Annotated in this window: 30 protein-coding genes; 4 read left to right on the top strand and 26 right to left on the bottom strand. The window is 51.1% G+C overall.

From position 1 onward, the window contains the following. Positions 1-23: 23 nt before the first annotated feature. The 24 genes from DCC85_RS14455 to DCC85_RS14560 form a co-directional block, all read right to left on the bottom strand. Positions 24-227: a hypothetical protein gene (locus DCC85_RS14455; RefSeq protein WP_234414182.1), complete on the bottom strand. Its 204-nt coding sequence runs from the start codon at positions 225-227 to the stop codon at positions 24-26. Between the two features lie 79 nt (positions 228-306). Beyond that, on the bottom strand, positions 307-1,350 hold the full coding sequence (locus tag DCC85_RS14460; protein ID WP_234414183.1) for a tyrosine-type recombinase/integrase: 1,044 nt from the start codon (positions 1,348-1,350) through the stop codon (positions 307-309). Positions 1,351-1,458: 108 nt separating this feature from the next. Beyond that, complete coding sequence (locus tag DCC85_RS14465; protein ID WP_234414184.1) at positions 1,459-2,397, bottom strand: tyrosine-type recombinase/integrase; 939 nt, start codon at positions 2,395-2,397, stop codon at positions 1,459-1,461. 349 nt (positions 2,398-2,746) lie between these two features. Next, positions 2,747-2,893 (bottom strand): hypothetical protein, encoded by a 147-nt coding sequence (locus DCC85_RS23020; RefSeq protein ID WP_159081888.1) that lies wholly within the window; start codon positions 2,891-2,893, stop codon positions 2,747-2,749. 142 nt (positions 2,894-3,035) lie between these two features. Then, positions 3,036-3,860 carry a glycoside hydrolase family 25 protein gene (locus DCC85_RS14470; RefSeq protein ID WP_108466237.1) on the bottom strand — a complete coding sequence of 275 codons (825 nt, stop codon included), beginning with the start codon at positions 3,858-3,860 and terminating at the stop codon, positions 3,036-3,038. Positions 3,861-3,867: 7 nt separating this feature from the next. Beyond that, positions 3,868-4,095, bottom strand: a complete 228-nt coding sequence (locus DCC85_RS14475) for a hypothetical protein (protein WP_108466238.1) — start codon at positions 4,093-4,095, stop codon at positions 3,868-3,870. Positions 4,096-4,099: 4 nt separating this feature from the next. Beyond that, positions 4,100-4,474, bottom strand: coding sequence for a hypothetical protein (locus tag DCC85_RS14480; RefSeq protein ID WP_108466239.1), 375 nt, complete (start codon positions 4,472-4,474; stop codon positions 4,100-4,102). Positions 4,475-4,557: 83 nt separating this feature from the next. Beyond that, entirely contained in the window at positions 4,558-4,737 is a 180-nt protein-coding gene (locus tag DCC85_RS14485) for a CD1375 family protein (RefSeq protein ID WP_108466240.1), read from the bottom strand. Then, entirely contained in the window at positions 4,730-5,071 is a 342-nt protein-coding gene (locus tag DCC85_RS14490; protein ID WP_108466241.1) for a hypothetical protein, read from the bottom strand. Before DCC85_RS14490 ends, DCC85_RS14485 begins: the two co-directional genes overlap by 8 nt. 12 nt (positions 5,072-5,083) lie before the next feature. After that, positions 5,084-6,505 carry a pyocin knob domain-containing protein gene (locus tag DCC85_RS23180; protein ID WP_199909926.1) on the bottom strand — a complete coding sequence of 474 codons (1,422 nt, stop codon included), beginning with the start codon at positions 6,503-6,505 and terminating at the stop codon, positions 5,084-5,086. Continuing rightward, entirely contained in the window at positions 6,498-7,082 is a 585-nt protein-coding gene (locus DCC85_RS14500) for a putative phage tail protein (RefSeq protein WP_108466242.1), read from the bottom strand. Before DCC85_RS14500 ends, DCC85_RS23180 begins: the two co-directional genes overlap by 8 nt. Further along, a complete protein-coding gene (locus tag DCC85_RS14505; RefSeq protein WP_108466243.1) occupies positions 7,075-8,193 on the bottom strand; it encodes a baseplate J/gp47 family protein in 1,119 nt (372 codons plus the stop codon). Before DCC85_RS14505 ends, DCC85_RS14500 begins: the two co-directional genes overlap by 8 nt. Position 8,194: 1 nt before the next feature. Continuing rightward, entirely contained in the window at positions 8,195-8,668 is a 474-nt protein-coding gene (locus tag DCC85_RS14510; RefSeq protein WP_108466244.1) for a DUF2634 domain-containing protein, read from the bottom strand. Continuing rightward, a complete protein-coding gene (locus tag DCC85_RS14515) occupies positions 8,661-9,044 on the bottom strand; it encodes a hypothetical protein (RefSeq protein WP_108467884.1) in 384 nt (127 codons plus the stop codon). The genes DCC85_RS14510 and DCC85_RS14515 overlap by 8 nt, the downstream gene beginning before the upstream one ends. A 16-nt stretch (positions 9,045-9,060) precedes the next feature. Further along, on the bottom strand, positions 9,061-10,041 hold the full coding sequence (locus DCC85_RS14520) for an XkdQ/YqbQ family protein (RefSeq protein WP_108466245.1): 981 nt from the start codon (positions 10,039-10,041) through the stop codon (positions 9,061-9,063). Next, positions 10,038-10,682, bottom strand: a complete 645-nt coding sequence (locus DCC85_RS14525; protein ID WP_108466246.1) for a LysM peptidoglycan-binding domain-containing protein — start codon at positions 10,680-10,682, stop codon at positions 10,038-10,040. Before DCC85_RS14525 ends, DCC85_RS14520 begins: the two co-directional genes overlap by 4 nt. Before the next feature lie 22 nt (positions 10,683-10,704). Next, positions 10,705-12,348, bottom strand: a complete 1,644-nt coding sequence (locus tag DCC85_RS14530; RefSeq protein ID WP_108466247.1) for a hypothetical protein — start codon at positions 12,346-12,348, stop codon at positions 10,705-10,707. A 15-nt stretch (positions 12,349-12,363) separates the two neighbouring features. Then, positions 12,364-12,501 carry a hypothetical protein gene (locus DCC85_RS23025; protein WP_234414186.1) on the bottom strand — a complete coding sequence of 46 codons (138 nt, stop codon included), beginning with the start codon at positions 12,499-12,501 and terminating at the stop codon, positions 12,364-12,366. Between the two features lie 23 nt (positions 12,502-12,524). Continuing rightward, on the bottom strand, positions 12,525-12,959 hold the full coding sequence (locus DCC85_RS14535) for a phage tail assembly chaperone (RefSeq protein WP_108467885.1): 435 nt from the start codon (positions 12,957-12,959) through the stop codon (positions 12,525-12,527). 70 nt (positions 12,960-13,029) lie between these two features. Next, entirely contained in the window at positions 13,030-13,437 is a 408-nt protein-coding gene (locus DCC85_RS14540) for a phage tail tube protein (protein ID WP_108466248.1), read from the bottom strand. Positions 13,438-13,469: 32 nt separating this feature from the next. Further along, positions 13,470-14,936: a phage tail sheath family protein gene (locus DCC85_RS14545; protein WP_108466249.1), complete on the bottom strand. Its 1,467-nt coding sequence runs from the start codon at positions 14,934-14,936 to the stop codon at positions 13,470-13,472. Between the two features lies 1 nt (position 14,937). Next, positions 14,938-15,129, bottom strand: a complete 192-nt coding sequence (locus DCC85_RS14550; RefSeq protein WP_108466250.1) for a YqzN/YkzM domain-containing protein — start codon at positions 15,127-15,129, stop codon at positions 14,938-14,940. Positions 15,130-15,140: 11 nt separating this feature from the next. Continuing rightward, positions 15,141-15,974 (bottom strand): hypothetical protein, encoded by an 834-nt coding sequence (locus DCC85_RS14555; RefSeq protein ID WP_159081891.1) that lies wholly within the window; start codon positions 15,972-15,974, stop codon positions 15,141-15,143. A gap of 355 nt (positions 15,975-16,329) precedes the next feature. After that, complete coding sequence (locus DCC85_RS14560; RefSeq protein ID WP_234414187.1) at positions 16,330-16,791, bottom strand: ArpU family phage packaging/lysis transcriptional regulator; 462 nt, start codon at positions 16,789-16,791, stop codon at positions 16,330-16,332. Between the two features lie 158 nt (positions 16,792-16,949). On the opposite strand from DCC85_RS14560, the gene DCC85_RS14565 reads away from it, so the two are divergent. The 4 genes from DCC85_RS14565 (at position 16,950) to DCC85_RS14580 (ending at position 18,619) form a co-directional block, all read left to right on the top strand. Continuing rightward, entirely contained in the window at positions 16,950-17,291 is a 342-nt protein-coding gene (locus tag DCC85_RS14565) for a helix-turn-helix domain-containing protein (protein ID WP_234414188.1), read from the top strand. A gap of 91 nt (positions 17,292-17,382) precedes the next feature. After that, positions 17,383-17,988, top strand: a complete 606-nt coding sequence (locus DCC85_RS14570) for an ImmA/IrrE family metallo-endopeptidase (protein WP_108466253.1) — start codon at positions 17,383-17,385, stop codon at positions 17,986-17,988. Beyond that, positions 17,989-18,330 (top strand): hypothetical protein, encoded by a 342-nt coding sequence (locus DCC85_RS14575; protein WP_108466254.1) that lies wholly within the window; start codon positions 17,989-17,991, stop codon positions 18,328-18,330. Between the two features lie 85 nt (positions 18,331-18,415). Continuing rightward, positions 18,416-18,619, top strand: coding sequence for a hypothetical protein (locus tag DCC85_RS14580; protein ID WP_108466255.1), 204 nt, complete (start codon positions 18,416-18,418; stop codon positions 18,617-18,619). 44 nt (positions 18,620-18,663) lie between these two features. On the opposite strand, the gene ltrA is transcribed toward DCC85_RS14580, so the two are convergent. Together ltrA and DCC85_RS14590 are read right to left on the bottom strand one after the other, a co-directional pair. Continuing rightward, positions 18,664-20,064 (bottom strand): group II intron reverse transcriptase/maturase, encoded by a 1,401-nt coding sequence (gene ltrA / locus DCC85_RS14585; RefSeq protein WP_108463800.1) that lies wholly within the window; start codon positions 20,062-20,064, stop codon positions 18,664-18,666. 603 nt (positions 20,065-20,667) lie between these two features. Continuing rightward, positions 20,668-22,485 (bottom strand): APC family permease, encoded by a 1,818-nt coding sequence (locus tag DCC85_RS14590; protein ID WP_108466256.1) that lies wholly within the window; start codon positions 22,483-22,485, stop codon positions 20,668-20,670. Between the last annotated feature and the right edge of the window lie 418 nt (positions 22,486-22,903).

A 22,903-nucleotide genomic window follows, 5' to 3' on the forward strand; every position in this document is an offset into this window, starting at 1 on the left:
CCGGTTTAAACGGCCTTTTTTTGTTAACCCGCATATTTAAACGTACAGACAGCGCGAAGAAATCGCTCGTCTCCGATCTTCACGCTTTCCTCCGTAATTTCCGCAATCTTACCGCTGCCGACGAGTTCTCCCGCAGCAAATACGACAACCGGCGCTTGTTCCATTTGCGCGGTATAAAAGTGCAAGTTGGCCGTTAGCGTCCGCATAAATCGACTCGATCGTTTCATTTGCGTAGTCCTTTCGTCATGTTTGCGTTAATATTTCGACGAATTGGTTCGATTTTTCTGCCGGTAAAAATGTATTGGACTAATAAGTCCGCTTGATCTTTCTTTCGAGGCTCCGTTTCCCCAACACATCATGCATCGGCGTATACTGCTCATGTTGGGCTTTGAGCGCCTTATCTGAGATATGTGTGTAGCGCATAACCATACGCAAGTCTGAATGTCCCATTATTCCCGCAAGGTGACGAAGATCCCCACCATTTTCAAGAAACATCGTGGCCGATGTATGGCGAAACAAGTGCGGATGAACGCGGATTTTTAATCCTGCATTCTTGGCGTGTTGTTTTATTCGATCGCGAAGTCTATCGTCTCTTATCGGTTCACCGTAATTCGTTAAAAAAATGTACTCAGACTCGAACTCCTCGTTCTCTCTAATTAGCTCTTTTAGAAGGCGCAGTGTTCGTTTAGTTACCGGAACAGACCTTCCGCGTCTTGTTTTTACTATTTTCTCATCAAAAAAGAGCATTCCTAACTTGAAATCAATATCTGTTATTTTCAAGGAAAGCACCTCACTTATACGGGCAAAACTGTCAATTAAAACACACATGGCTACGTGATCCCTGAAGCCGGCATAAGTTTTACGGTTAGGTTGATTGAGAAGTCTCCGCATCTCTTCAACACTCATAATTTTCAATTTCTTTACCGGTTCGTTTAACTTTTTGATGCGTGCAGTTGGATCATGATTGATATGTCCCTCTTCATTAAGATAACGAAACATTCCCTTGATTACTTTAATCTTTGTATTAATCGTAACTGGTGACAGTCCTAACGTCATACTATCCTCACTCTTATGAGCATGACCTTCCCACTTTCTCTTTCCATGAAGCATCCAAGAAATATATGACCTCAGTAGATCTGGAGTTACCGCAGTCTGTGTCCGCTCCACTCCGATCATTTCCATATACTCGCAAAGATGACGATATCCTTCCGTATACGCCTCAAGGGTTCTGGGGGATCTGCCTTCTGCAGTCTTGGCGTTATAAAATATTTCGAACAACTCATCCAGAGGTAAGTTGCGATTACATACGTTACGTTCATTTTTGTATCTTCTTCCTATTCGCTTATCCATTGCCACAAGCCCTTTCTTCGTTTTGATACCCCTATATTAACAAGATAGACCGTATAGAAAAAATAACGCTCACCCCTGCGGCTATTTGCCGAAGAGATGAGCGTTATACTATATTTTCGTTGTTCTTTTCGTGTTCTTCATTAGTTTATTCAACGGACTTGCCTTTGCATGCTCCGCCTTCAAATCGTCAGTTACCAGAGCGACATATCGCTTAGTCATCTCCATACTCGTGTGCCCGAGTGTTTTCTGTAATGCAAAACTATTCGCCCCATTGCGAATGTATTCTAAACTAAACGCATGTCTTAGATCGTAAGGTCTAATATGGACACCCAATTCTCGCGTATACTTTTCAAGCCGATCGCCCCAGGTATGGCGATTTAGAGAGCGTCCCTCATACGTACAGAAAATCGGAGCTTCCTCGCCCCACTCAGCGGGCCGTGCCGCTAAGAGGCGTTTTAATGTCTTTAGCGTGATATCAGATATCGGCAGTGTGCGCGATATCCGAGTTTTAGCATTTTTCGCCGGAATATAAATTTCGTAAGAAGCCGGATTAAAATCACAAGGCAATAAGGTGAGGGCCTCTTTCGGTCGGATGCCGGTGTCTAAAGTTAAGAGGATAAGCGCGTAATCCCTAAGACCAACGAATGTTGACTGATCTGGCATCTCTAGCAACTTCTGCAAGATGCGCTCATCAACTGCGACAACACGCCCTTCATCTTTCCGCTTCTTCATGTTCGCGATCGGATTATGCGTTATTATTCCCTTCTCCACACACCAATTCAAAAACGTGCGCAAGTAAATCAATCGATTGTTAAACGTAGCCGGTTTTACCTCTTCGGAGAGATGTGCGTATAACCCTTCCGTCAAATTGTCCGGAGTATTCCATGCGTTGGGGAACCGCTTAAAAAATAGCCGCGCGTGCTTATCGTAATCTTCGTAAGTCTGCGCGCTGATACCCTGAGCGGTTTTATAATCGAGGAATCCTGCGAGGGCTTGCTCCCACGTCATGAGCGAAGGATCAGTGGTAATTTTACGTACTCTAGCCAAAATAAAAACGCCTCCATTTCGAATGGCTGCGCTAGGTTCTGTGTAGTATTTTTGCGTATAAATCAGACCCGGAGGACCTTACGTACATTTAACGCTATGTAAACGGATAATCGCCCATTTAACGGGGATGTGAGCGTAAAATCAACCGCAGGATTTTAAGTCCTGTGCGTCTGCCAATTCCGCCACCCCGGCATGGAATAATGTACTGTTCTCAAACAGATACTTCAAACTTCACAAAGAATATTATATCCATAAACAGTTAGAAGATCAACACTTTTTTTAAAGAAGAAAAAAGCGGGCTCCAAAAGCCCGCCTTTTTACAATAATTCATTAAATTATAGTTGGCTTTTTAAAAGAAAAAAGACCGTGTAATGATGACCAGCAGGATGAACAGAACCAAAATCGTACCTGTTGATGTCCAGATGCCACCAACTACAGGGCCTGGACCCGGGCTTGGAGCAGGTCCGCATCCAACTCCGCCTACAACTCCACTCATGCTGATTCCTCCTTTGATTTTGACTACACGATACCATATGTTGAAACGACCGAAGTGCTTGGGTATCTGCCTCCTGCCTATAGAAAAAAAGCCTCGGGACACGTAGTGGGAGAAATTAAAAAGAGGGAGTATTCAAGTTAGTTTAAGTGTGAAAGCGAGACAACAATGTCCCCAAAGTACCGATATCAATAGGGTCTTCACTGGCCCATTCTTCGCTGAGCCCCAGCTTTTTGATCAGCCATTGGCGGCCCTGCTCCTTCCAGAGCGGCGGGGTCTTGTGGCCTGAGTCTTTATCCTGCTTGTCAGAGTCTTTCTCTCCTGCCTTAACACCCACACCGAACGCGGCGTACAGCTCCTCCACTGTTCCTGCATACTCGTTCAAATCTACATTCCCCTGTATGCCCGCTACTTTCCCCTTACTGCTATATTGCCAAAATGACCATGCGCTCCAGGCAGGCACAGTATAAGGAACCTCTGTGCTGTAACGGGCTACCCATAACTTATACTTACTTAGCTTGGCCTCAAAATTTCCAGCAAACGAATTGCCTGAGTATAAAAGGGGCTTCCGCCCGGTGAGACGCTCAATCTCGGTCAAGAACGCTTCGGCAACCGCGGTAATCTGCACCTTGCTCAGCTTGCCCGGGTTGTCCTCATAATCGAGCACGGGAGGAAGTTCAAAAACAGCTGGGCCTCCAGCCGCCTGCATAGCTGAATGAAAATTAGAGGCTTCCGCCTTAGCAGTTGCTGCCGAGGTAGCATCCAGAAAATGATAGGCGCCCACCAGCAGCCCTGCACGGCGCGCCTCCTTAACGTTCGTCAGAAACTTGGGATCACGGTAGCTTATCCCTTGGGACGCCTTGATGAAGACAAAGCTCTTGCCTGCCGCACGCACCTGATCCCAGGAAATGCTGCCGTTATGGTGAGAAACATCAATGCCTTGCGCATTGTTAGCATTACTCTTCTGCATAGGTTGTTCACTCCTTCTTCTTCGCGAACTGATAAGCCCCAGTGGCGGAAAGTCCGACGATGGATACCAGGATCAGCTTATCCTGGAGCCAGCTGGGCACAAGCACAAAAACAGCCGCGATCAACACGGCTGCGATGTTAAGCCATTTTTCCTGCAACCCAAAGCCCCGGACCACGCCAACATAGGCGGCAACCAGGGCAGCTAGGGTTAGGATGTCGTTTGAAATCGTCTCCATATCGTTAACTCCCGCCCAACTTGATCCCAGCAATAATCGCGGAAACGATAAGACCGGCAAATCCAGTAATCATGGCACCGTAGAAGGTTCGCCTGAACCATTCCTGGTCATCCTTCTGGGCCTCCTGTTCGGCAATGGCCGCTTGAGCCGTACGCAGTGCCTCATCCGCTATCTCCTTCGCCGTCTGAAGCACATCTAACCGCTGGTGTGCCGACCTCGCCGACTGATCCGCGTTCCTTGCAATTTCCCTAAGCGTCTCCACAGCTGCCGCCAAGGTTGGCACGACCTCTAGCGTCTTCTCAATTCTCGCTAGCTGAATTTGAATATCTACAAGAAGCTTGGCATTTTCTTCATCCACTTTGTTAACTCCTTCCTGCATCCTCTCCCTCCTTTTCTGTGGAAAAAATGATGCCCTCGAATGGGTTCGAGGGCATAAAATAACCGCTGCCAGTATAGCGCGGTCTATTCGGCTGCGCCGTTCAGCGCGTCCAGATCTGTTTTTACTGCATCGCGGAGATTGGCCGGTACTTGCTCAATGGTCCGGCGTCCGGCGACGATTAACGATACGTAAATCGTTACGAACACTTGCATAAATAGTTCGCCTCCTTTCAAAAGTGCAAATCCGGTAAGAAGCTTAAGCATTAGCTTCTTTAAGTAGCATTTCATAGAGTGAAGCTATGGATTCACGATTTTCAATGTCTCTGGCTCTAAGAGCATCGTTCTCTGCCTGTAGTGCCCGTGTTCGGCTCTCAAAAGTTTCCCTGGCGATATAATCATAATAGAGTTCTTGTGTTTCTAAATTGATTCGCAGATAGGGATCCATATTAATTACTTCCTCACGCTGCGGAATGTCTCGCTCAATGTACATACCATTATCCACAATTTGCTCGGGATATGGCTGCTGAATAACTGCTTGTACATTACCTATATGGTCTGTTAACTTTTCATAAATTACATACTTCGTTACTTTTGACATGTGTGATTCCTCCTATCCATAATAAAGATGTCCATCAATGCTCAGATACGCGCTTCTTTCTGTAGGAAGTGCATTTGGGTTATTAATAATTGTACGAAAACAAAGAGTAATTGGATTATTGAGATCAAAATTAGCAGGCATATCCATAGTGCCGCTAAACATTCTTATACTACTAGAGCTAGAGTTATACGGATCATCAAACCATATTGTCTTTAAATTGTTTATCATATCAAGTTGAAGCCCTCTAATAATTGAAGGGTTATCATAGTCAATTGTAGTTACTTCACCCTTGATATCTTTAAGAATCACTCTAGCTTGTGTGTAATTACCGTTGCTTGGAGGTTCGTACCCTTTGAAGTATAATCGCCCCCTAAACGACATGAATTTCAACATATTAGGCATCCTTAGTATTTCCACATCCGTTATGCCATTAGGCACATTCCCAGTGGTGTACTCTTTAGTAAAAGATACATTTATGATACCCGACTTGGATAATGTCTGAATTTTACTTGCCATCGTGGCCCAGTCATCATTTGTGGATGCGCTACCTCCCATGGCGTTAATGGCATCCACAATCCCTGCCTTAGCATTAACGCCAGATTGAAAAAGATCTGGACTCCAAGCGCTCCAATTACCATTGTCTCTTTGACGTTGATACAGTGTGGGAACGCCGCCGTTAGTAAGCCTACTTGCTCTTTGCAGAACATAATCATTTGAATACGAGTGACACTGAACTTCAATGTACCACCATTCATATTCGTTAGCAGATGTAGGTGCATTCGTAAGATTACTCCCGTTATAAAATCCGGTCGCTGTCAAATTATTCAGATCATGCCCGTTTATCAGAATGTTTCTTGAATCATCTGTCGTTAGCTTTGCTTTTTGCCAATCTAAATTTGAGGTGGCCACCATAGTCCAATTATTCCACATTGTTTCGGTCCTCGTTCTAAACATTATCGAATGTGTGGTTACTGAGACTACTCTTTGTAAAATATACGGTCCATGTATACCTACGCCTCCCACGATAACCTCTAATATGGTCCAGTCAACGGATGCAGGCATGTTAGTATATTTTGCCGCTTCTATTAACTGATATACCCCCGGTTCAGTAACAGTATCCAAATCGGTACCCGCAGCTAAGTGTCCCTTAAAAGTCAGACTTTGCTTATCAGAATACTTCTTCGCAGCTTCATTAGCCGCCTTCAATGCCTTGGATGTAGCCGCCTTATCCTCCGCATCGCTATCTAAATCACTCGACAGCTGAACAATCCCCTTCTGCTCCAGTGAAGCATCCGGTAGGTCCGGATTAACATTAGCCACCGCTTCATCAATCTTATCCCAGTTCTCGTTCAACATCTTATCAATGTTGAACGTCTTCTCCCCGTCCACCGCCGGGTCTACCTTATACAGCTTCAAATTCGTAGTTTCAGCCATGCTGGCCCTCCTCTCGGTTAAAAGCAAACAGTGTGAGCGGCTTCGCCTCCAGCTCACGCAGCGTCATCTGCTCATGCACGTCCCGAATGAGCAGATAACGGAACTCATACTCCACCGCCATATGCGCTGGCTTAATTTCCTCAATCGCCGCCTTCAGATCGTCGATATTCGGCGGCAGGCCGAGCGTGTCCACGAACTTGACCGTGAAGCTCCACGCCTCCGGCCGAAAGGACACGTCCACCGCACCGCCGTCATACGCCTCGGCCACGTTCTTCACCAGCCGGCCTGTAAACCGGCCGGCTCCGCGCAGCTTCGACTCCACCACGGACCGCCGCTGCTCCAGCGGCTTGAGCGGTTCCGTCACAATGCCCAGCTCTCGCTCCCACCGCTCCAGCCCCCAGGTAGCAGTGCGGACGAAGAACTGCTGCAGCGTCTCGCTCAGCGCGAGATAGAACAGGTCCATCTCCATGCCCTTGGACTGCATGTCGGCCTTTATTACCCGCGAGGTCTCGTAGTAGGCCGGGAGATAAGACATCAGCTCTTTCCCCTTAGGGCTGGTTACGGCAAAATCACTCATGCACATCCACCTTCCCCAGTACAGCAACTTGACCTGTGCCGACCTCAAGATTCGTATCAGCCAGACCGTTCACGGTCAGCTCGCTGAAGTCAATGATCGGCGGAATGTCGAGCAGGACCGCTGCGATGCGCGTAGTCCGAACCAGCGGATCGGCAAAAGCGAGCTGCTTCAAGTAAGCCCGCACTCCCTTCTCAATCAGCGAGCGGACGTCGGCAAGCACAGCGCCGGACGCCAAGGTCAGCCGGACACTGACATTGACCGGCACCTCTTCGGCGGGCATCAGATGCACCACCGCGCCCGCCGGGGCCAGCCCTTCCCCTTGACCGTCCTGCGTCGGATCAATGGCCTGCTGGGCGGCGGCGACAATGTCCGCCGCCGCAGCCCGCTTCTCGGCATCCAGCAAATAGATGCCGACCGTGCCCGGCCCCTTCCACAGCGGCTGCACCTGCACGCCGCCAACGCCGGGCACCTCCGAGGCCCACTGCATGTACTGCGCTTTATTGCCGCTGGTGCCCGCATGGCGCACCTTGGCATAATAGCGCTCCAACAGCGCCTCATCGGCCTCGGTATCTGTTCCGCCTCGCGTCTCGGCCGGGTTCGTCACGGCCGTGACCCCGCTGACCGGGGAGGCGATCACCGTGATCGTGCCCGCCGGCACATTGCCGCTGCGCCCCGGGATGACGGCCCGAATCGGGGCGGAGCCGCTGCCCGATTCGTCCAGCGTAACGGCGGCGGTCGTCTCGTACTCCGCCGACGGCTCGCCGGACAGCTCGTCCGCAGGCGTCGCCACCAGCGTGCCCGCCGGGACGACCCGGCCAGCGGTGCCCGTGAAGAGCACCTGGCCGGAAGCTGAGACGGCCGCCCGGCGCGTCAGTCCGTGCTCGGCCGCCCGCAGGTCAAGATATTCGCCGTACGCGGTCTCGGCGAACCCACGCTCCAGCACCTGCTGAGCCCAGAGCGCTGCCTCGGACAGCATGAATGCCGCCGGCGCGGCGGCATCCCAGATAAAAGAACCCTCCGATTTGTCAATATCGGAGGGAATGCGTGCAAGCATGCGCTGCATAATCTGTTCTTCTGTTTGTTCTTGCAAATAAATCGGCAGTTCTGCCAACTTAGATCACCACACTTCCCGATAATGAGGCGGATTCATCCCGTTCACTCGTCACCCGGCAGGTGAACGAGCAGGTTTCACCCGCCCAAGTAAATGCGAAGCCGTCCACACTGGCTGTCCGGGGATCGGCAAGCAGAGCCTCCTCCACCATCCGGCGGATTTCACTCTCGTAAGCTGCCCGGGTAAGACCCGAGCCCAGCAGCTCGTCCAGCTCATGCCCATAGCTTCGCGAATAAATCAGATGACGGTACCTGGGCGTGTGCAGCACCTTGCGGCACCATTCCAGCCAAGCATCCGTTCCGGCAGCCACTGCGGCCTTGCCGGTAGGTGTGAGCACAAATTCCCCGGCATCATAATCAAAGCGCCAGCTTCGTCCGAATGGGACCGGCTGTGCCGCCGGCTCCGTCAAGTCTCCATTTTTACTCGCCGCCAAATCATCGTAAAATTCCATGTCCTCAGGGAACAGCTCAGGCATGCCGCTCCACCACCTTACACATCACGAGTACATCACGGCCTCCATTCAGCCGCAGGGCAAGCACGCGGTCACCGGGGGCAAAGCCCCCGTCCAGATCAAGCGCAGCCTTCTCAATCTCAGCGGGCTCGAATTCAAACTCTCCCTTGCCGCCAACCAGATCGCCGGTACTGTCACGCAGTCCCTGTACCGTGCCAGAGAGCTTCAGCTCAGGAAGCTTAAGCTTCCCCGGCAGCTCGGCCACTAAGTAATCCTGAATTTCGTGCTTGAAATCATCCAGCTTCAGGCCTGTTCCGGTCATCGTACCCAGCACCGCACCCGTCTGAGCCAGCGCTGAGCGCGTCTGCCGCTTAACGGCAGAATGTACTGCCTCCGCCAAGCCGCTGTTCTGTTCGTTATCCGTCAAGGTAATACCTCCTTCTCACATCTTCATAGGCTGCCAGCTCAAGTGTCATACTGCCCGGGCTGCCCAGCTGGTGGTTAACCGTTGTCACGATCAAGCGCATCCCGTTTAGCATGACTGCATCCCCTGCTCGAATGATGTTGATGTCAGGCGCTGCTACCGTGAACGTCTGCTGAATACCTCTCAGCTTCGCTTTTGCCAAGGTCTTAGCAGCAGACGCTGTCTTCACCTTGTCATCCTGCACCAATGCCTGAAGGGTACCGAACTTGTCCTTGTCTTTGGATTCAATGGCCAGCACCTTCGATGCGGCCGAATCACTCGCAGATTCGGAGACCCCGATCACCTTGACCTGGGTTACGGCCCCTTCCAGCGTTCTGGATTGGCTGACCTCTTCATTCTGATCCAGTACATAAACCGTCTTATTGCTGCCAAGCTTGTACAGCTCCAGCCCAGAGGGCGTCATACGGGGATGGTATAAATCTCCGCCGGCTTTGGCCGTCTCCTGAAGGTCGGCGGTCATCATCGCATGGATGGTCTGCGAACGGTATACCGCCTTCCCCAGCTTCTTCCCTGTGTCAGGCACGCTGGCCAGCTTGATTTTCCAATCGGCGGCATATTTCCAAACCCTCTGGGACGCTGTCTGATTTTTCGGAAAAAGATATTCGTCCTCCGATTTGTCCAAATAAATCGTGCGGTCATAGAGCGTCAGCGATATCCGCTTGGCACCGTTATTGCTTGAGCTGTCACAGTCCCACACCACCGCCGGATGAAGCAAAGGAACCATCTCCGTCTTCCCCAGCGGCACACCGCTGATCCGGATTTCATCCCCAGGGGTAACCGAAGGCATGCTTGCTCCGGCCACCAGCTCGACATTTCCTTGATAAGCAATCTGCTCCAGGGAATCCTTAAGCGAGATGCTTTGTACCAGGGGGGTGAGATCATATTTATTCTGCAAAATCACCTTATAGCTCACGGCATCACCAGCTTCTGCCCCGGCTTGATCCGGTTCGGATCTTTGCCGATCACCGTCTTGTTCAGCTTGTAAATCTCATTCCAGCGAGCGCTTGAACCGAGTTCCAGCTTAGCGATTTTGGACAGAGAATCCCCCGATTTAACCGTATAGATCTTGGGACTTGTCTTCAAATCAGCCCGGTTCCGGGCGGCAGTCACGCTGCTCCCCCCTTTGGAAGCCGCTGCGATCTTGCCTACTTTGAGCTCCCGCCAGGTGCGTAAGGTCAGGTCGAAATAGACATCACCCGTTTCCCCTCCCCGAAGCGTTGTTTTATGGGAGGTCACCCATACCGGCACATTGACGCCTGTTCCCGTAATCATGAAGCGGAGCGGTGTTTTGGATAAGAGGAACAAATTCAGCTGATTCATTGCCTCCATGGGGTCAGGTATGTTCATGTAACGGCAGTATCCTTCATCATATTGCTGTGGAAAAAAAGAAGAGAAGGATATCTCCTTCACCTTCTCTCCCTGCGGCAGATCGAATTCACCGGATGATAACAGGGTTACGGTCTCCATCCCCTTATCCCTGAAAATGTTGACTTCTTCAGGGTTGACCGGGAACCAGAAACTCTTGCCCTTCCCATCCTTCAAAATAAAGTCCACATGCTCACCTCCTTTGCCGGCCTCAAGATGCCGGCTGCTTGCGGTTCTCCAGCGCCCGCTTCAATTCCGCCCCAATCTGCTGGCTAACCTGCTTCGATATGGCTGCAATATCGATCTCATTGTCCTTGACTTCAATCTGCACGGCGCCTACCGGAACGTTAACCTGAATCTGCTGGGTTTCCATCTTCAGGCCGCTGACCAGGCTGCTCAGTGTATTCATCTGCACATCGCTGATCTGTACGGTCTGCGTTCCGGATACACCCGGCCGAACGGGAGCAGCAGCTCGGCTGCGAGGGATAGCTGGGCTTGCAGCTGACGCTCCTGCCCCGCCAGCAAAGCCGATCGCCGCACCGCTAGCCGCAGCTCCAAGACCCGCGAGGCCAATGGCCTCAGGGGCCGTCTGGAGTGCAGGATTCGCAGCAAGTGCACTGATTGCGGGCCGATTAATCGCTCTCAATCGGTTTGGAGACGGTTCGGCCTTTTTCTTCTTTTTCTTACGAGAAAATAAGCCGCCGATAAACTTGCCCAGCTTGCTGCCACCGAAGCTGCCCAGCAACCCGCCGACCGCACCGCCGATAATTGTGCCTACGCCGGGGAAAATCGCCGTACCGATGGCCCCGCCCATCGCGGCTCCGCCCCAGCCGCCTGCACTTGAGCCGATCGCTTCTCCGCGCTCCTCGGCATTTTTACTCTTTACAATATCCACAACATCAAGCGCTGTTCCTAAGGGCTTTAGCACCTTTCCTCCATATTTCCCAGCCCACTTCAGTCCTTTCCACACGCCACCTGCAGCCTTCTTAAGTCCGCTTCCCGCTTTACGCAGCCCTTTGCCAGTAGCGCTTAGGGCTCCCTGGAGCTTCCCTCCTTTAGGAGCGGCTGGCGATTCCTTGAGCACCGTATCCTCTAGTGGAGAAGAAGAAGCTCTTTGGCGGTAAGGATAAGATTTGGAGTTGTTTCGGGAGGAAGATCCTCCGCTGCCGGAGTCGGATGAAGTCTTTGATTTGGGTCTGTTTCCGAACCTGGACCTGGACCTGGACTTTGCCTTCGTTCTGCCCCCTTCTTCCTCAGTAGGCAGGCCGTTTTTCCTCTCCTTGCGATTCTTATTCCATTTCTTCACTTTCTTACCTGTATCCAAGAGGTTGTCCTTTAGTTCATAAATACTGTTGGCGAAATCAACCCCATCCTTCAAGTGATCAAACCAGCTTTTATCCTCCTCCTTCTCACCCTTGCAGGTGCAATTGCAGGTTACGGCTACAGATACTTGTGGCGGTTGGTTGACAATGGTGATCGCCTGCGTAGCGGTCTGCACACTGGTCTGGGCCACACTGACAGGCAGCGCATTTCCTTTCTGGCCTGCCTTGGACAGCTTGTCTAACAAACCTGCTAAGCCGGCCAGCTCAACCTGTACCTTCTGCTGAACCGCCAGCTTCATCGTTGCCGGCTTGAATAAGTCCTGCTCCCGAATTCGCCGCAGCGCCTGATCCAGCCGCTTCACAGATTCGGTCAACCGGTCTACCAGGGTGATCTGCCGGGCAAGCCCGTTGCGGCTCATCGAATTCGCCTTTTTCTCAATGCTGGCCATATATTTATCCATAGCCCTGAGCTGATTGTTTGCCTTAACAAGGCTGCCTGTATCAAGATTTAAATTGCTCATGGCATCTGCCATTCTTGCTTCACCTCCTTATCCAAAGCTATCGCTACCAGCCTGCGCGTCAAGCTCTTGTTGCGTAAAAGCCATCAGCAGCATCTGCTCCCCGCGGGGGAGCCTTCTGAACTCTCCGGGACGAAGGTGATGCCGTACCCACAGATGGTACAGCATCGTCGTCATTCCCCCGGAGCCGATCAGTTTTTTAAGTCATCAATATCGACCCCGAAGCCGGACAGCTCCAGCACTTTATCGCCGACCGCATCGAGCTCTCCGGCCAGCAGCATCCGCCGTACAGCCTGCTCTCCGCCAGACAGCTTTAAGCGGGAAGTGATGCGGGAATCCCCCCAGCCCGTTAGCTCCAGCCCTTTGACCTCAAGTCGGACTGTAGATTCGGAGATCAGGAGAGCGTTGAACACCTCGGTATCCACCTTTTCCTCTGTGCGTCCCTTAATCGTTCTGCGTACCGTGCAGCGTTCCCGAATGCTGTCAACCCGGCTTGAAGTAAGGCCCCGCAGAATCATCCGCAGGTCCAGGCGCTGAATATAAACGGCCTCTTCCGGCAGCTTATCCGCCGCTTCGAAGAGACCATCCAGAATTTGTTCCTCATTCAATTGTTCCATTTCGTTCATCTGCTTGTATCCTCCATTTTCATCATGGGTATATTTCTGAACACCTTGCGCCAAGTATCCTAGGTCCCTCTTAATTCGCTGTAATCGGATCCAGCAGCTCGTAGCCTTCGAAGGTGAAGGTCGTTTCCTCCTGCACTTCTTCCCCTGCAGTCCAGTTGGCCAGCTGAATCTTGTCCGGTGAACAGTTTATTAAGCGCACACGCTCATGACCGTAGGCTTCCGGGTCCTCCAGCTTGGTAATGATCTCGAACTTGGTGAAGCCGCGGCGAATCATGTCCGAGGTCACCTTATAGCCGCTCATTGTGCCCGTGCCTTTCTTAATTCCGCTTTTGTGCACCTTCCAGTCGCTGCCGCACAGGTTCAGCTCCCGCTTCTCCATCTCTACACTAGCTTCCAGCTTGTTGATATGTGTCTGCCATACCCCATCAATATAGGCTTGGCCATAGGTTCCCAGAATCACTCTTGAAGCGTCTAACATCGTCGATCTCTCCTTATCTCATTAATATGGGTTTACTGTACGTAAAAGGTTCCGAAAAGCTGCTCCATTACATCGGTCAAACGGGCATTCCACTGCAGGTACACCTGGTCCGGCTGCGGAGTCAGACTGGCTCCAGGCCCATAGTAAGCCGGGTCCAGGGTGACATCATAGCCGTTTGCCTCGATCACTCCGCTGCCTGCCAGCTGGGCCAGATAAGCCTTGCAGGCTCCGATCAGCGCAAGACGTCCTTCCTCTGTGTTGTTCACACGGCCGATATAGGTTTCCTCTGCCGAGCGCTGCAGGTCGGAGGTAATGGCGTCCATGACGCGCACGGTGCGGATTTTGGACCAGCCTTTGTTCTGCCCGCTCCGCGGCGTAATCAGGCTGTTCATGCCTCGCAGCACCTTAACCTGGCGCCCGTCATGGAACAGGATGAACACGCCTCCACGCACGGCGTCCTCTTGTTCGGTGCGCGTCCAGCGGCGGGTGACATCCTCGAACGGCGTCACCGCATAGGTGGTCGACTCGTTCAGACGCTGACCGGCAATCAGCCCAGCAACGTAAGCAGAAATTTGGGCAGAACTGTAGTCCGTTCCGTTCAGGCGGGCTCCTGTCCCCACATTGATGATGCCTTCATGGTTCAGCAGGGCAGAACGCGCAGATGCCAAGGCCGGCGCCTTAGCTGCGGTATCATCCGCTAGGGAACCGCCGAGCACGAGCAGCACCTGCTTGCCTTCCTGGCGGACCCGCTTGGTCCAAGCCGCAAAGCTCTGCTGTAAGGCGCTGTCCGTTACACCGTCCAGGGCCAGCACATCGAAGCTCTGCGTCTCCAGCGCAGCCTGAGCGGCAATGTAGTCCGCATTGGTCAGGCTGTCAATGCCGCTTGCGCCGCCTGCAAATGCTGCGGAAGCAATCTCGGCGAGCGTGCTATCCGCCGCATCTGCCGCAGCCTGAGCCGTAACCCACACATTCTCGCTGTCCCCGTTAATCGCCTCACGGGCTGCTTCAGCGGAGCCGCTGCCTGCATTGAAGGTTCTTAGCAGCGCCGTGCCTTCATAGAGCTTGATCTCTTTCACAGCCGGGTCAGTCACGCTTGGCTGTACGGTCATGCGGAAGCTGTTGCCTCTGGCGCCAGGATATTTAGCGCTAAGCAGGAGAAGATCTTTATCGTCCTTGCTCTTTAGCTTAAGCTCCGCGACTTTGGCCGAAGCGTCGGCCAAACGATAGGCGAACAGCTTCTTCGGCCCACCTAGCAGCGCCAAGTACAGCGAGCTTGCAGCGGTCGCCTTCTCAGAAATTTGAGCGCCGAAAGCCTGGCGAATTCCCTGCTCACTGCTGATTTCAACAAATTCCCTGACAGGACCCCAATCGGCCTTAACGGGAACCACAACCGTTCCCCGCGCTCCCGGCTGAATTGCCGAGGCCGCCGCAGCCTGAAAATTCATATACAATCCCGGTAACAGCTTCTCGTCCATCTGATTCCATGTTCCTCCTGCCATGTTACTTCACCATCGCTTTCATAAATTGTTGAATTTTGAGTTTGGCTTGTTCTACGGTATGCTCGGTTTCCTGTGCTCCGTAGAAGGCTCCTTGAAGCACTTCAGGGCGCACATTGAACAGTGCTTCAGCCTCTGCTTCAAGTTCCTGGAGCGTGTATTTTGTTTCTTCAATAGATGGTTTTTTAGCTGACATGTATCCTTTCCTCACCTTTCTGCTTTAGAATAATGAATTTGCTGCATCAGCGCTGCAGGCACCTCGGGTCTTGGCACCCGCCGGGCCAGTGTCAGCGTAAGCTGGCCATGGCTCAGCGGATCTGCCTGAAGGTCGGTACGGATCTCTTCGGCTGTCATATAGGCCTTGCTGACAGCGGACAGCGGAATCTTGCCCTGTTCACCCAGTGCCGTGGCCAAGGCAAGCACCGCGGCTTGCTCCTCTGCTTCGCTGCGACCCAGCACGTGTCCGGCGAGCTGCTTGCGAAGCTCGATAGCAGCCCCGCCAGCCGGCTTGACCTCACAGCCCGTTACCCGCCATAGCACAGCCGGCAGGGAGTAGTCCGGCGGCCAGCTTCCTCGGCAGCCGGTCCATGCTCCGCCAAGCTGCTGCTCCGACCAGAGAGCCAGTGCGTCAAGCCAGAGATCTGCGCCGTCTGTTGGTGCCTCACTAATAAGAGCATCCGCAGCAAACCGATACTCACGAACGGACAACTCCAGCGCTTCATCCCGTGTGTCAGAACCCTTCTCGCTTAAATAGCGACAGCGGAAGACGCTCCCTTCCTCTGTAGTGAAGCTTTGCTCATGCAAAAGGCGGATCAGCTTCTCTCCCAGCCGGTCGATCTCCGCAAAGCCCCCGGCCTTAGCATAAAGGCGAATCACCACGGATTGCCTCTCGCCCCTGCCGGGAAGCCCGGAGCCGCTGCTGCCCATCAGCACCATGGCCGCAGGATAGCCCGTCAAAGCCTGAGGAGATTGAAGATCATATACTCTTCGTTCCAGCTCGCTGAAGTGCTCAGCCAGATGCTGCTTCATCGCAGTTCTCATCTTAGTCTCCTTTCTGATAGAATCCGTCATCAAAGCATTATGTGAGCATTTCTTACGCGGAACACAAAGGACCGGCCATAACTTAGGCCGGTCCCTCTTCATAAGCTGATTGCTTTGCGTAATGCTGCTTTCCATAATTCTTTGATGATATAATCATAGCACCCTTTTCTCCAAATGAACGGCCAGGATGCGGCCACAAGCCGGCCACAAACCGGCCACAACAGAATCCTCCCTCTACAATACAAAAGACCGGCCTTCCTTAAGCCGGTCCTTCTCTTTCTGAGCTGCCCCTTCCCGAATAACCGCTAGGCCGCTCTGATTTGCTATAAGTTTAACTTCTATATTACCGATCTTCCTATCCTATCGCGGGAACCTCAAGCTGCAAAGCCCATGCCAGCTTAGCAATGGCTGCCGCCTTGACCCGGCGATATTTACGTTCACTAACACCCAGGTCCCCACAGATCAGATAATCGTAAGTATCGTCCGTCTCTAGATAACGCTTCATTATTAATTCTCGTTCCAGCTCATTCAGACAGGCCAGAGCCTTGTCCATCATCTGAGACCGCCGGGCCAGCTCCGTCTCCTTATCGACATTCCATATGGCAACAGTCTCCGAAGGCTTGCTTACTCGGTTCGTTGCTCCATGCAGGCGGGCTTCATAACTAGCTGTCGTCGCAGCCTCTCTGCGAACGCTCCCCATCCGGCGGTACATTCGTATCCGTCCTAGTTCATTTTCCACACGGCGTCGAGTCGCTTCACGATTAATAGCAGGCAGTTCAAGCATTAAAGAGAATGTCTCTGTTCTGGTTTGTCCCAAGACCATCACTCCGTCCATCATTGATTAAGCAACATTTCGTTGCCTCATACTCTTAATTATAGGCAACAATTTGTTGCTGTCAACCCAAATAAGGAAACTATATGTTGCCTAAACTCTATAATGGGTTATAATAATAAGTAGATAGACGAGGTGATCTGGTGTTAACAGACAAATTAGCCGAGTTAAGATTAGCAAGAAATTTAACCCATAAAGATATGGCCGACAAGCTCGGTATTACCCGTCAGGGTTACGGCAACTATGAATCGGGAAAGCGGACCATTGATTCCGCTACGCTTAAGAAAATTGCTGACATCCTGGACGTGGACACCGATTATTTGCTCGGCCGAACCTCTGTCCCCCGTGCCTCTGCGGATGAATCCGGGCTTGCTTTCTACGGTGGACCGGATAAGTACAGTCCAGATGAGATCGAAGTCATGGAGGCGGCCCTCAAGGCCTATCGGGAACAAAAAAAGCGGCTGCTGGAGGATCGACACTCCTAACAGCTGCTAACTGCCTGCCCTTTCAACACTAAAGGGCATTCTTTTTCATCTATAATACGAACATATATTCTGTACCTGGAGGAATTTGAAAATGGATTTAACTCTCTATCAAGAAACTGAGCTGGAACAATCCATATCGTCCGCTTATAAGAAGCATGGTTTTTTGAGGCCAGAAGATCTGGATATTGACCAGGTGGCAGATGCCTTCGAGATTGATATTGTATATTATGAAGGAAATCCCTTCTCCTGCAATATCTCCTACGTGATCTTTCTCGATAAGAAGATGGAGCCAAGACAGCAGCGCGAGGTGTTCTTCCATGAGCTCTGCCATGTGCTGAGACATGCTGGCAACCAAAAACTGATGCCTCGTCTCTTCCTGGAGCAGCAGGAGATCGAAGCCGACCGGTTTGCCCTCTATGCGGCCGCCCCTTTTTTCATGATCCGTGAGCTCGAGCTTCCCGATCATCAGAAGGAGGCAGCCGATATGCTGGCCGAAGAGTTCAAGCTCCCCGCCGCCTTAGCCAGAAGCCGAATTGAACAAATGCAAGGAAGAATCCTGCAGCATGTATGGCAGAACGAGACAGCCAAAGCGTTGAATCCTAGCTCTAACAGTGTCCTCAGCAAATCTTCATGGACCGAAGAGACTCAGAAATTGCTGGACAAGCTGTATCATCAGCTGGAGGGGAGAGAATCCTAGATGCCGCAAATTCATGTACTGTCTTATTTTGATACTGAGCGCATTCACCCTTCTGTTCTGCTTGTCCGGCTGGAGTCTTCGGAATGGAGCCCCCCAGATATTTTGTATATTCCCTTATCCGGACCTTTTGAACCGATTGAGGATGAAGACCTTGGTGATCTGGAAGGCGTCACCGTCCTGCTGGAAGATTTAGTCGCCCGTTCTTCAGCGCCTAATCAGGTTGGCATCCGTCTAGCCCACATAGCTTCACGACATGGACTCACCGAGATACCGCAGCTTTTTGTACGTCTTCAGGATGTGGAAGAAGTACTGCAAGCATGTCCGGCTCCAGATAGCCCATGATTCACTTTCCTTTATTTCGTTTACTGGGTACATATACCGTCACCGCATCGCGCAACCTAGTCCCATAATAGAAAGGGTGGTATCTATGAAGTCAGTAAATCCTGAAGAACGCGAACCGGGGTTTAATTCCATACCCGATCCGGATCCCAAGCGGCCCGCTCCAACCGATATGATTGATGAAGCGGTCGGGGATATGATGGACAAGATCCAGGAGGATGCCACCGGTAAGCCTGTGCCCGATCTTTCCAAGTCCTCCAATCGAGTAGGAGGCTATTCATTAGATGAGTAGCCGACCTCTCACACCACCGTACGTACCGTTCGGTATACGGCGGTTCAACCGCATAAGTGCAATTTACGTAAACGCTCGTATTGCGCAGGAAAGTCATAATATCCTGCCTGTACGAGCTTTTTGTTTGTTATGGAACGAGACAACACTGGACTTCCGGCGATGCGCCAGTACCCGAGACGGGAATTGCCCCACTGGTAAGCCTGCCATTCCGGTATCCCCAGCTTCCGCAGGTTTTGTACTTTTGTTCGCGGCTTTTTCCACTGTTTCCAGATGTACATCCGCAGTCGTCTTCGCAACCATTCGCTCCAGCTTTGCAGGATCCGTTTCATGTCGGCCACATAGTAGTAACCAATCCATCCCCGAATGTAGACTTTTACCTTTTCCATGACTTGGCGAACATTTCTGCCCTGGCTGCGACTTGTGAGTTCTTTCAACTTCTTCTTCGCTTTTGCGAGGGATTGTCCATGGGCACGGATATACATGCCGTTCTTGTTCTTTCCCAGGGCAAAGCCGAGAAATTTGAAGTGCTTTCGAGCCACTACGCTACCGACCTTACTTTTCTGCGTATTGATCTGGAGTCTCAGTTTGGTCTCCAGGTACTTTCCGCAGGATTCCAGTAGCCGCACCGCTGCCCGTTTGCTTTTGGCAAGCACCACAATATCGTCCGCATAGCGGATGACGTTCACTCCGCGGCCTTTCATCTCTTGGTCAAATTCGTTCAGGTAGATGTTCGCCAGAAGCGGCGACAGGGGGCCTCCCTGAGGGGAGCCTTCTTCTGTTTTGCAGTGCACCCCGTTCTCCATAACCCCACTTTTCAGGTATCTCTTAATCAGTTCGGTTACGCGTCTGTCCTGAATTTGTTTGCGCAAAAGATGCATAAGCAGCTCATGATTCAGCGTGTCGAAGTATTTGGAGAGGTCGATTTCTACTGCGTAGCCGTATCCCTGTTCTGCATAGTCTTTCACCTTGCGAATGGCCTGTTGTGCGCTCCGACCGGGGCGGTAGCCATAGCTTCCCTCCGAGAAGAGCGGCTCGAACAGGGGCTGGAGCTGCTGGGCGACTGCCTGCTGAATCACTCGGTCTACGACCGTGGGTATGCCAAGCTTCCGTACTCCGCTTCCATCTGCTTTGGGAATTTCCTTGCGCCGTACTGGGCTGGGCTTGTATCTGCCTTCCCGGATCTTTTGCAACAGCTCGTCTCTATGTTCCTGCAGCCAGGGTAGCGCGTCTTCTACGGTCATTCCGTCGATTCCTGGCGCTCCATGGTTGCGTTTGACCTGTTTGTAGGCTCTGTTCAGATTGTCTCTGTCCAGAATCTGCTCCAGCAGGTCTGTTGCACCGCCTCTTTCTTTACGTTCCCGAGTGCCGGCGCTCCGCACTCCCGCATGCTCTTCGCGTTCCACGCTATCCCTTTGCAGGTAGCCCTTTCGGTATTCTGCTTTCATCGCGTCAGCTCTCCTTTCGGTATGTACTCGAGACTTACGATTGTTCGGCCCTTCCCCGAAAAAAAAACCTTCCGGGTACTATGGCCTCTGCTGACTTCTCACAGCAAGCTTTACTCCGTCTTTCGGTTTTTTTTTCCTACTTGTCGTCTGTGAGACCTCCCCGGGTAAGAGCGATAACCTTCCCCTCATCTATCTGCCACATTTACACCATGGGATTCGGGCAGTATTGGACTTTGCTTTGTAGTGCAAGCTCGTCCGTCCCATGATGCCTTCTATGTGATTTCTGTTCGTCAGACCGAGGGTTTGCCTCCGGCTTCCTTCAGATTCCGCCTCGCGGCGGACACCCTTGCCTTCAGCTAACAGTTCCTACTGCCAAGCCTGTAGCGGACTTTCACCGCCGAGTTATCGCCCATGCCGGGCGCACACTCAAAAGGAGAAGAGCACTAAGCTCTTCTCCTTTTGTATGTTCCTGCTAAAGCTGCTTGATTGCGCTGTCGATCCTAATGTAGGGAGAAACCTCGACATTCGTGTCTAGTCTTTATGCTGTGTCGGTACAGATCAGAATAGGGTCTGTACCCGGCATTTTTATACTGAACTTTAAGGCTAATTCTTCAAGTGGAATGGCACCGTAGTTACAATTACTTCTTTGTATCTTATAAAATATGCCCGCATCATAATACTCGTCTGATTATGAAGCACATTCTCCCACCAATGCTTGGTTACGAACTGCGGAATCAGGATGGTGATATGATCCTCTGCTGATTTCTTCCACTCGACCGTCTGAATGAACTTCATTAGCGGGCGCATGATGCTGCGGTATCTGGATTTAAGTACAATCAGCCGGATGCCTGGATCCCACTCCGCCCACTTTTTTTCCATCTTGGCAATGGATTCATCATCAAACCCGATATACACGGCCACTACATTATTCGACAGGGTCTTAGCATAGCTTACCGTGTTCAGCACAACTCGTGTAATGCCCGAGATCGGAATAATAATCGTGTTTCCTTTGGGATTCGGCTTATCTTCTTGCAGATTGATTCTTAATTGATCCGCCGTATTATCATAATGCGCTCTAATCTTATAGAACACGTAGACCACCAAAGGCAAGAAAATAAAGATGACCCAAACCTGTGTGAACTTGGTAATCACGAAAATAAGGGTAATCGATAAGGTTGTCAGCATGCCGATCGTATTGATTGCAAGCTTGATCACCCATCCATCCGGCTTCAGCCGCACCCATCGCATCATCATTCCGAGCTGGGACAGCGTGAATGGAATAAACACCCCGACTGCATACAATGGAATCAAGGACTCCGTATTCCCACCAAATACAATAACTAAGATAGCTGAAAATATGCTAAGGAACAGAATTCCGTTAGAGAAGCCTAGCCGGTCTCCACGAACCATGAACATATGCGGCATATATTTATCCTTCGCGAACATGAAAGCCAGCAACGGGAACGCAGAATAAGCTGTGTTGGCAGCGAGGAACAGGATGACAGCCGTCACGCCCTGAATAATGAAATACAATGCGCCTCTGCCGAATGTCGCTTCAGCAATTTGTGAAATGACTGTCGATTTCTCAGTAGGCTGAATGCCGAACCAATAAGCTAAAAGGGTGATTCCAGTAAACATGGCGCCCAGAATCAAACCCATCATTAAGAGCGTCTTGGCTGCATTTTTTGCTGCAGGCTCCCGAAAGTTAGGAATGGCATTCGATACGGCCTCAACCCCGGTTAGTGCCGAACACCCTGAGCTGAACGCTTTGAGCAGCAGGAACAAGCTTGCATTGGAGACCGCAGCTCCGAATTCGGGATGTGCTGCGTGAACTCCTCCTGACATATATTTAATAATTCCGCTCACAATCAGCACGAAGATTGCTATAACAAATAGATAGATCGGAATGGCTAATACGGAGGCGGATTCAGTCACTCCCCGAAGATTTAAGATGGTCAAGAAAATAATCATGATGAGGGCAATTAGCACCCTATGGTCGTGCAGCGATGGAAATGCCGAGGTAATCGCATCTGTCCCTGCCGAAGAACTCACGGCTACCGTCAGAATATAATCGACAAGAAGTGACCCTCCTGCCACGAGGCTGGGCGCCTTCCCTAAATTATCCTTAGCAACGATATAAGCTCCACCGCCCGAAGGATAAGAGAAGATGGTCTGACGATAAGAAATAATTAGAATCGCTAACAGACCCAGTACAGCAAGTGCAATAGGCAGAGAATACCAGAGAGCCGTAAATCCCGCCGCAATGAGCACTAGTAAAATCTGTTCTGTTCCGTAAGCTACTGAGGATAACGCATCTGAAGATAGAATAGCCAGCGCCTTAAGCTTACTAAGCCTCTCTCCTTCCAGCTCATTGGACTTCATTGGTCTGCCAATCAGCAAACGTTTTAATCTCTCGAACATGGTTTCTCACTCTTCCTCTACGTATCTATAGTTAAAATTTAGCATAGTTATTATTGCTTAGTTTTCGTGAATTTTCAATGATTTTTCATGTCGAATTTCTTAAAAATAATTACCCTGTTCTTAGAATCTTCACACCTCCATTTTCTAGTCATGCATGTATTGGGAATCGGCCTGTTCAAGCTGCTGTACCTTACACATTGACACCGCATGTTATTACCTATAAGATGGGCTTATTCCCTTGCTATATAGATTGAACTACAGTTTTACATTGATCTCTCTATATATAACGGCCTGCTACGGCCCTACAACATTTATTTCTATAGTTCATTCTATATTGGAGGCTATAATGCGCCAGTGGATTAAACACTATGTACAGCTGTATATTGTTCCTTTACTATGTGTTCTGGTCATTTTGCCG

Source organism: Paenibacillus sp. CAA11 (assembly GCF_003060825.1).
Taxonomy (GTDB): domain Bacteria; phylum Bacillota; class Bacilli; order Paenibacillales; family Paenibacillaceae; genus Fontibacillus.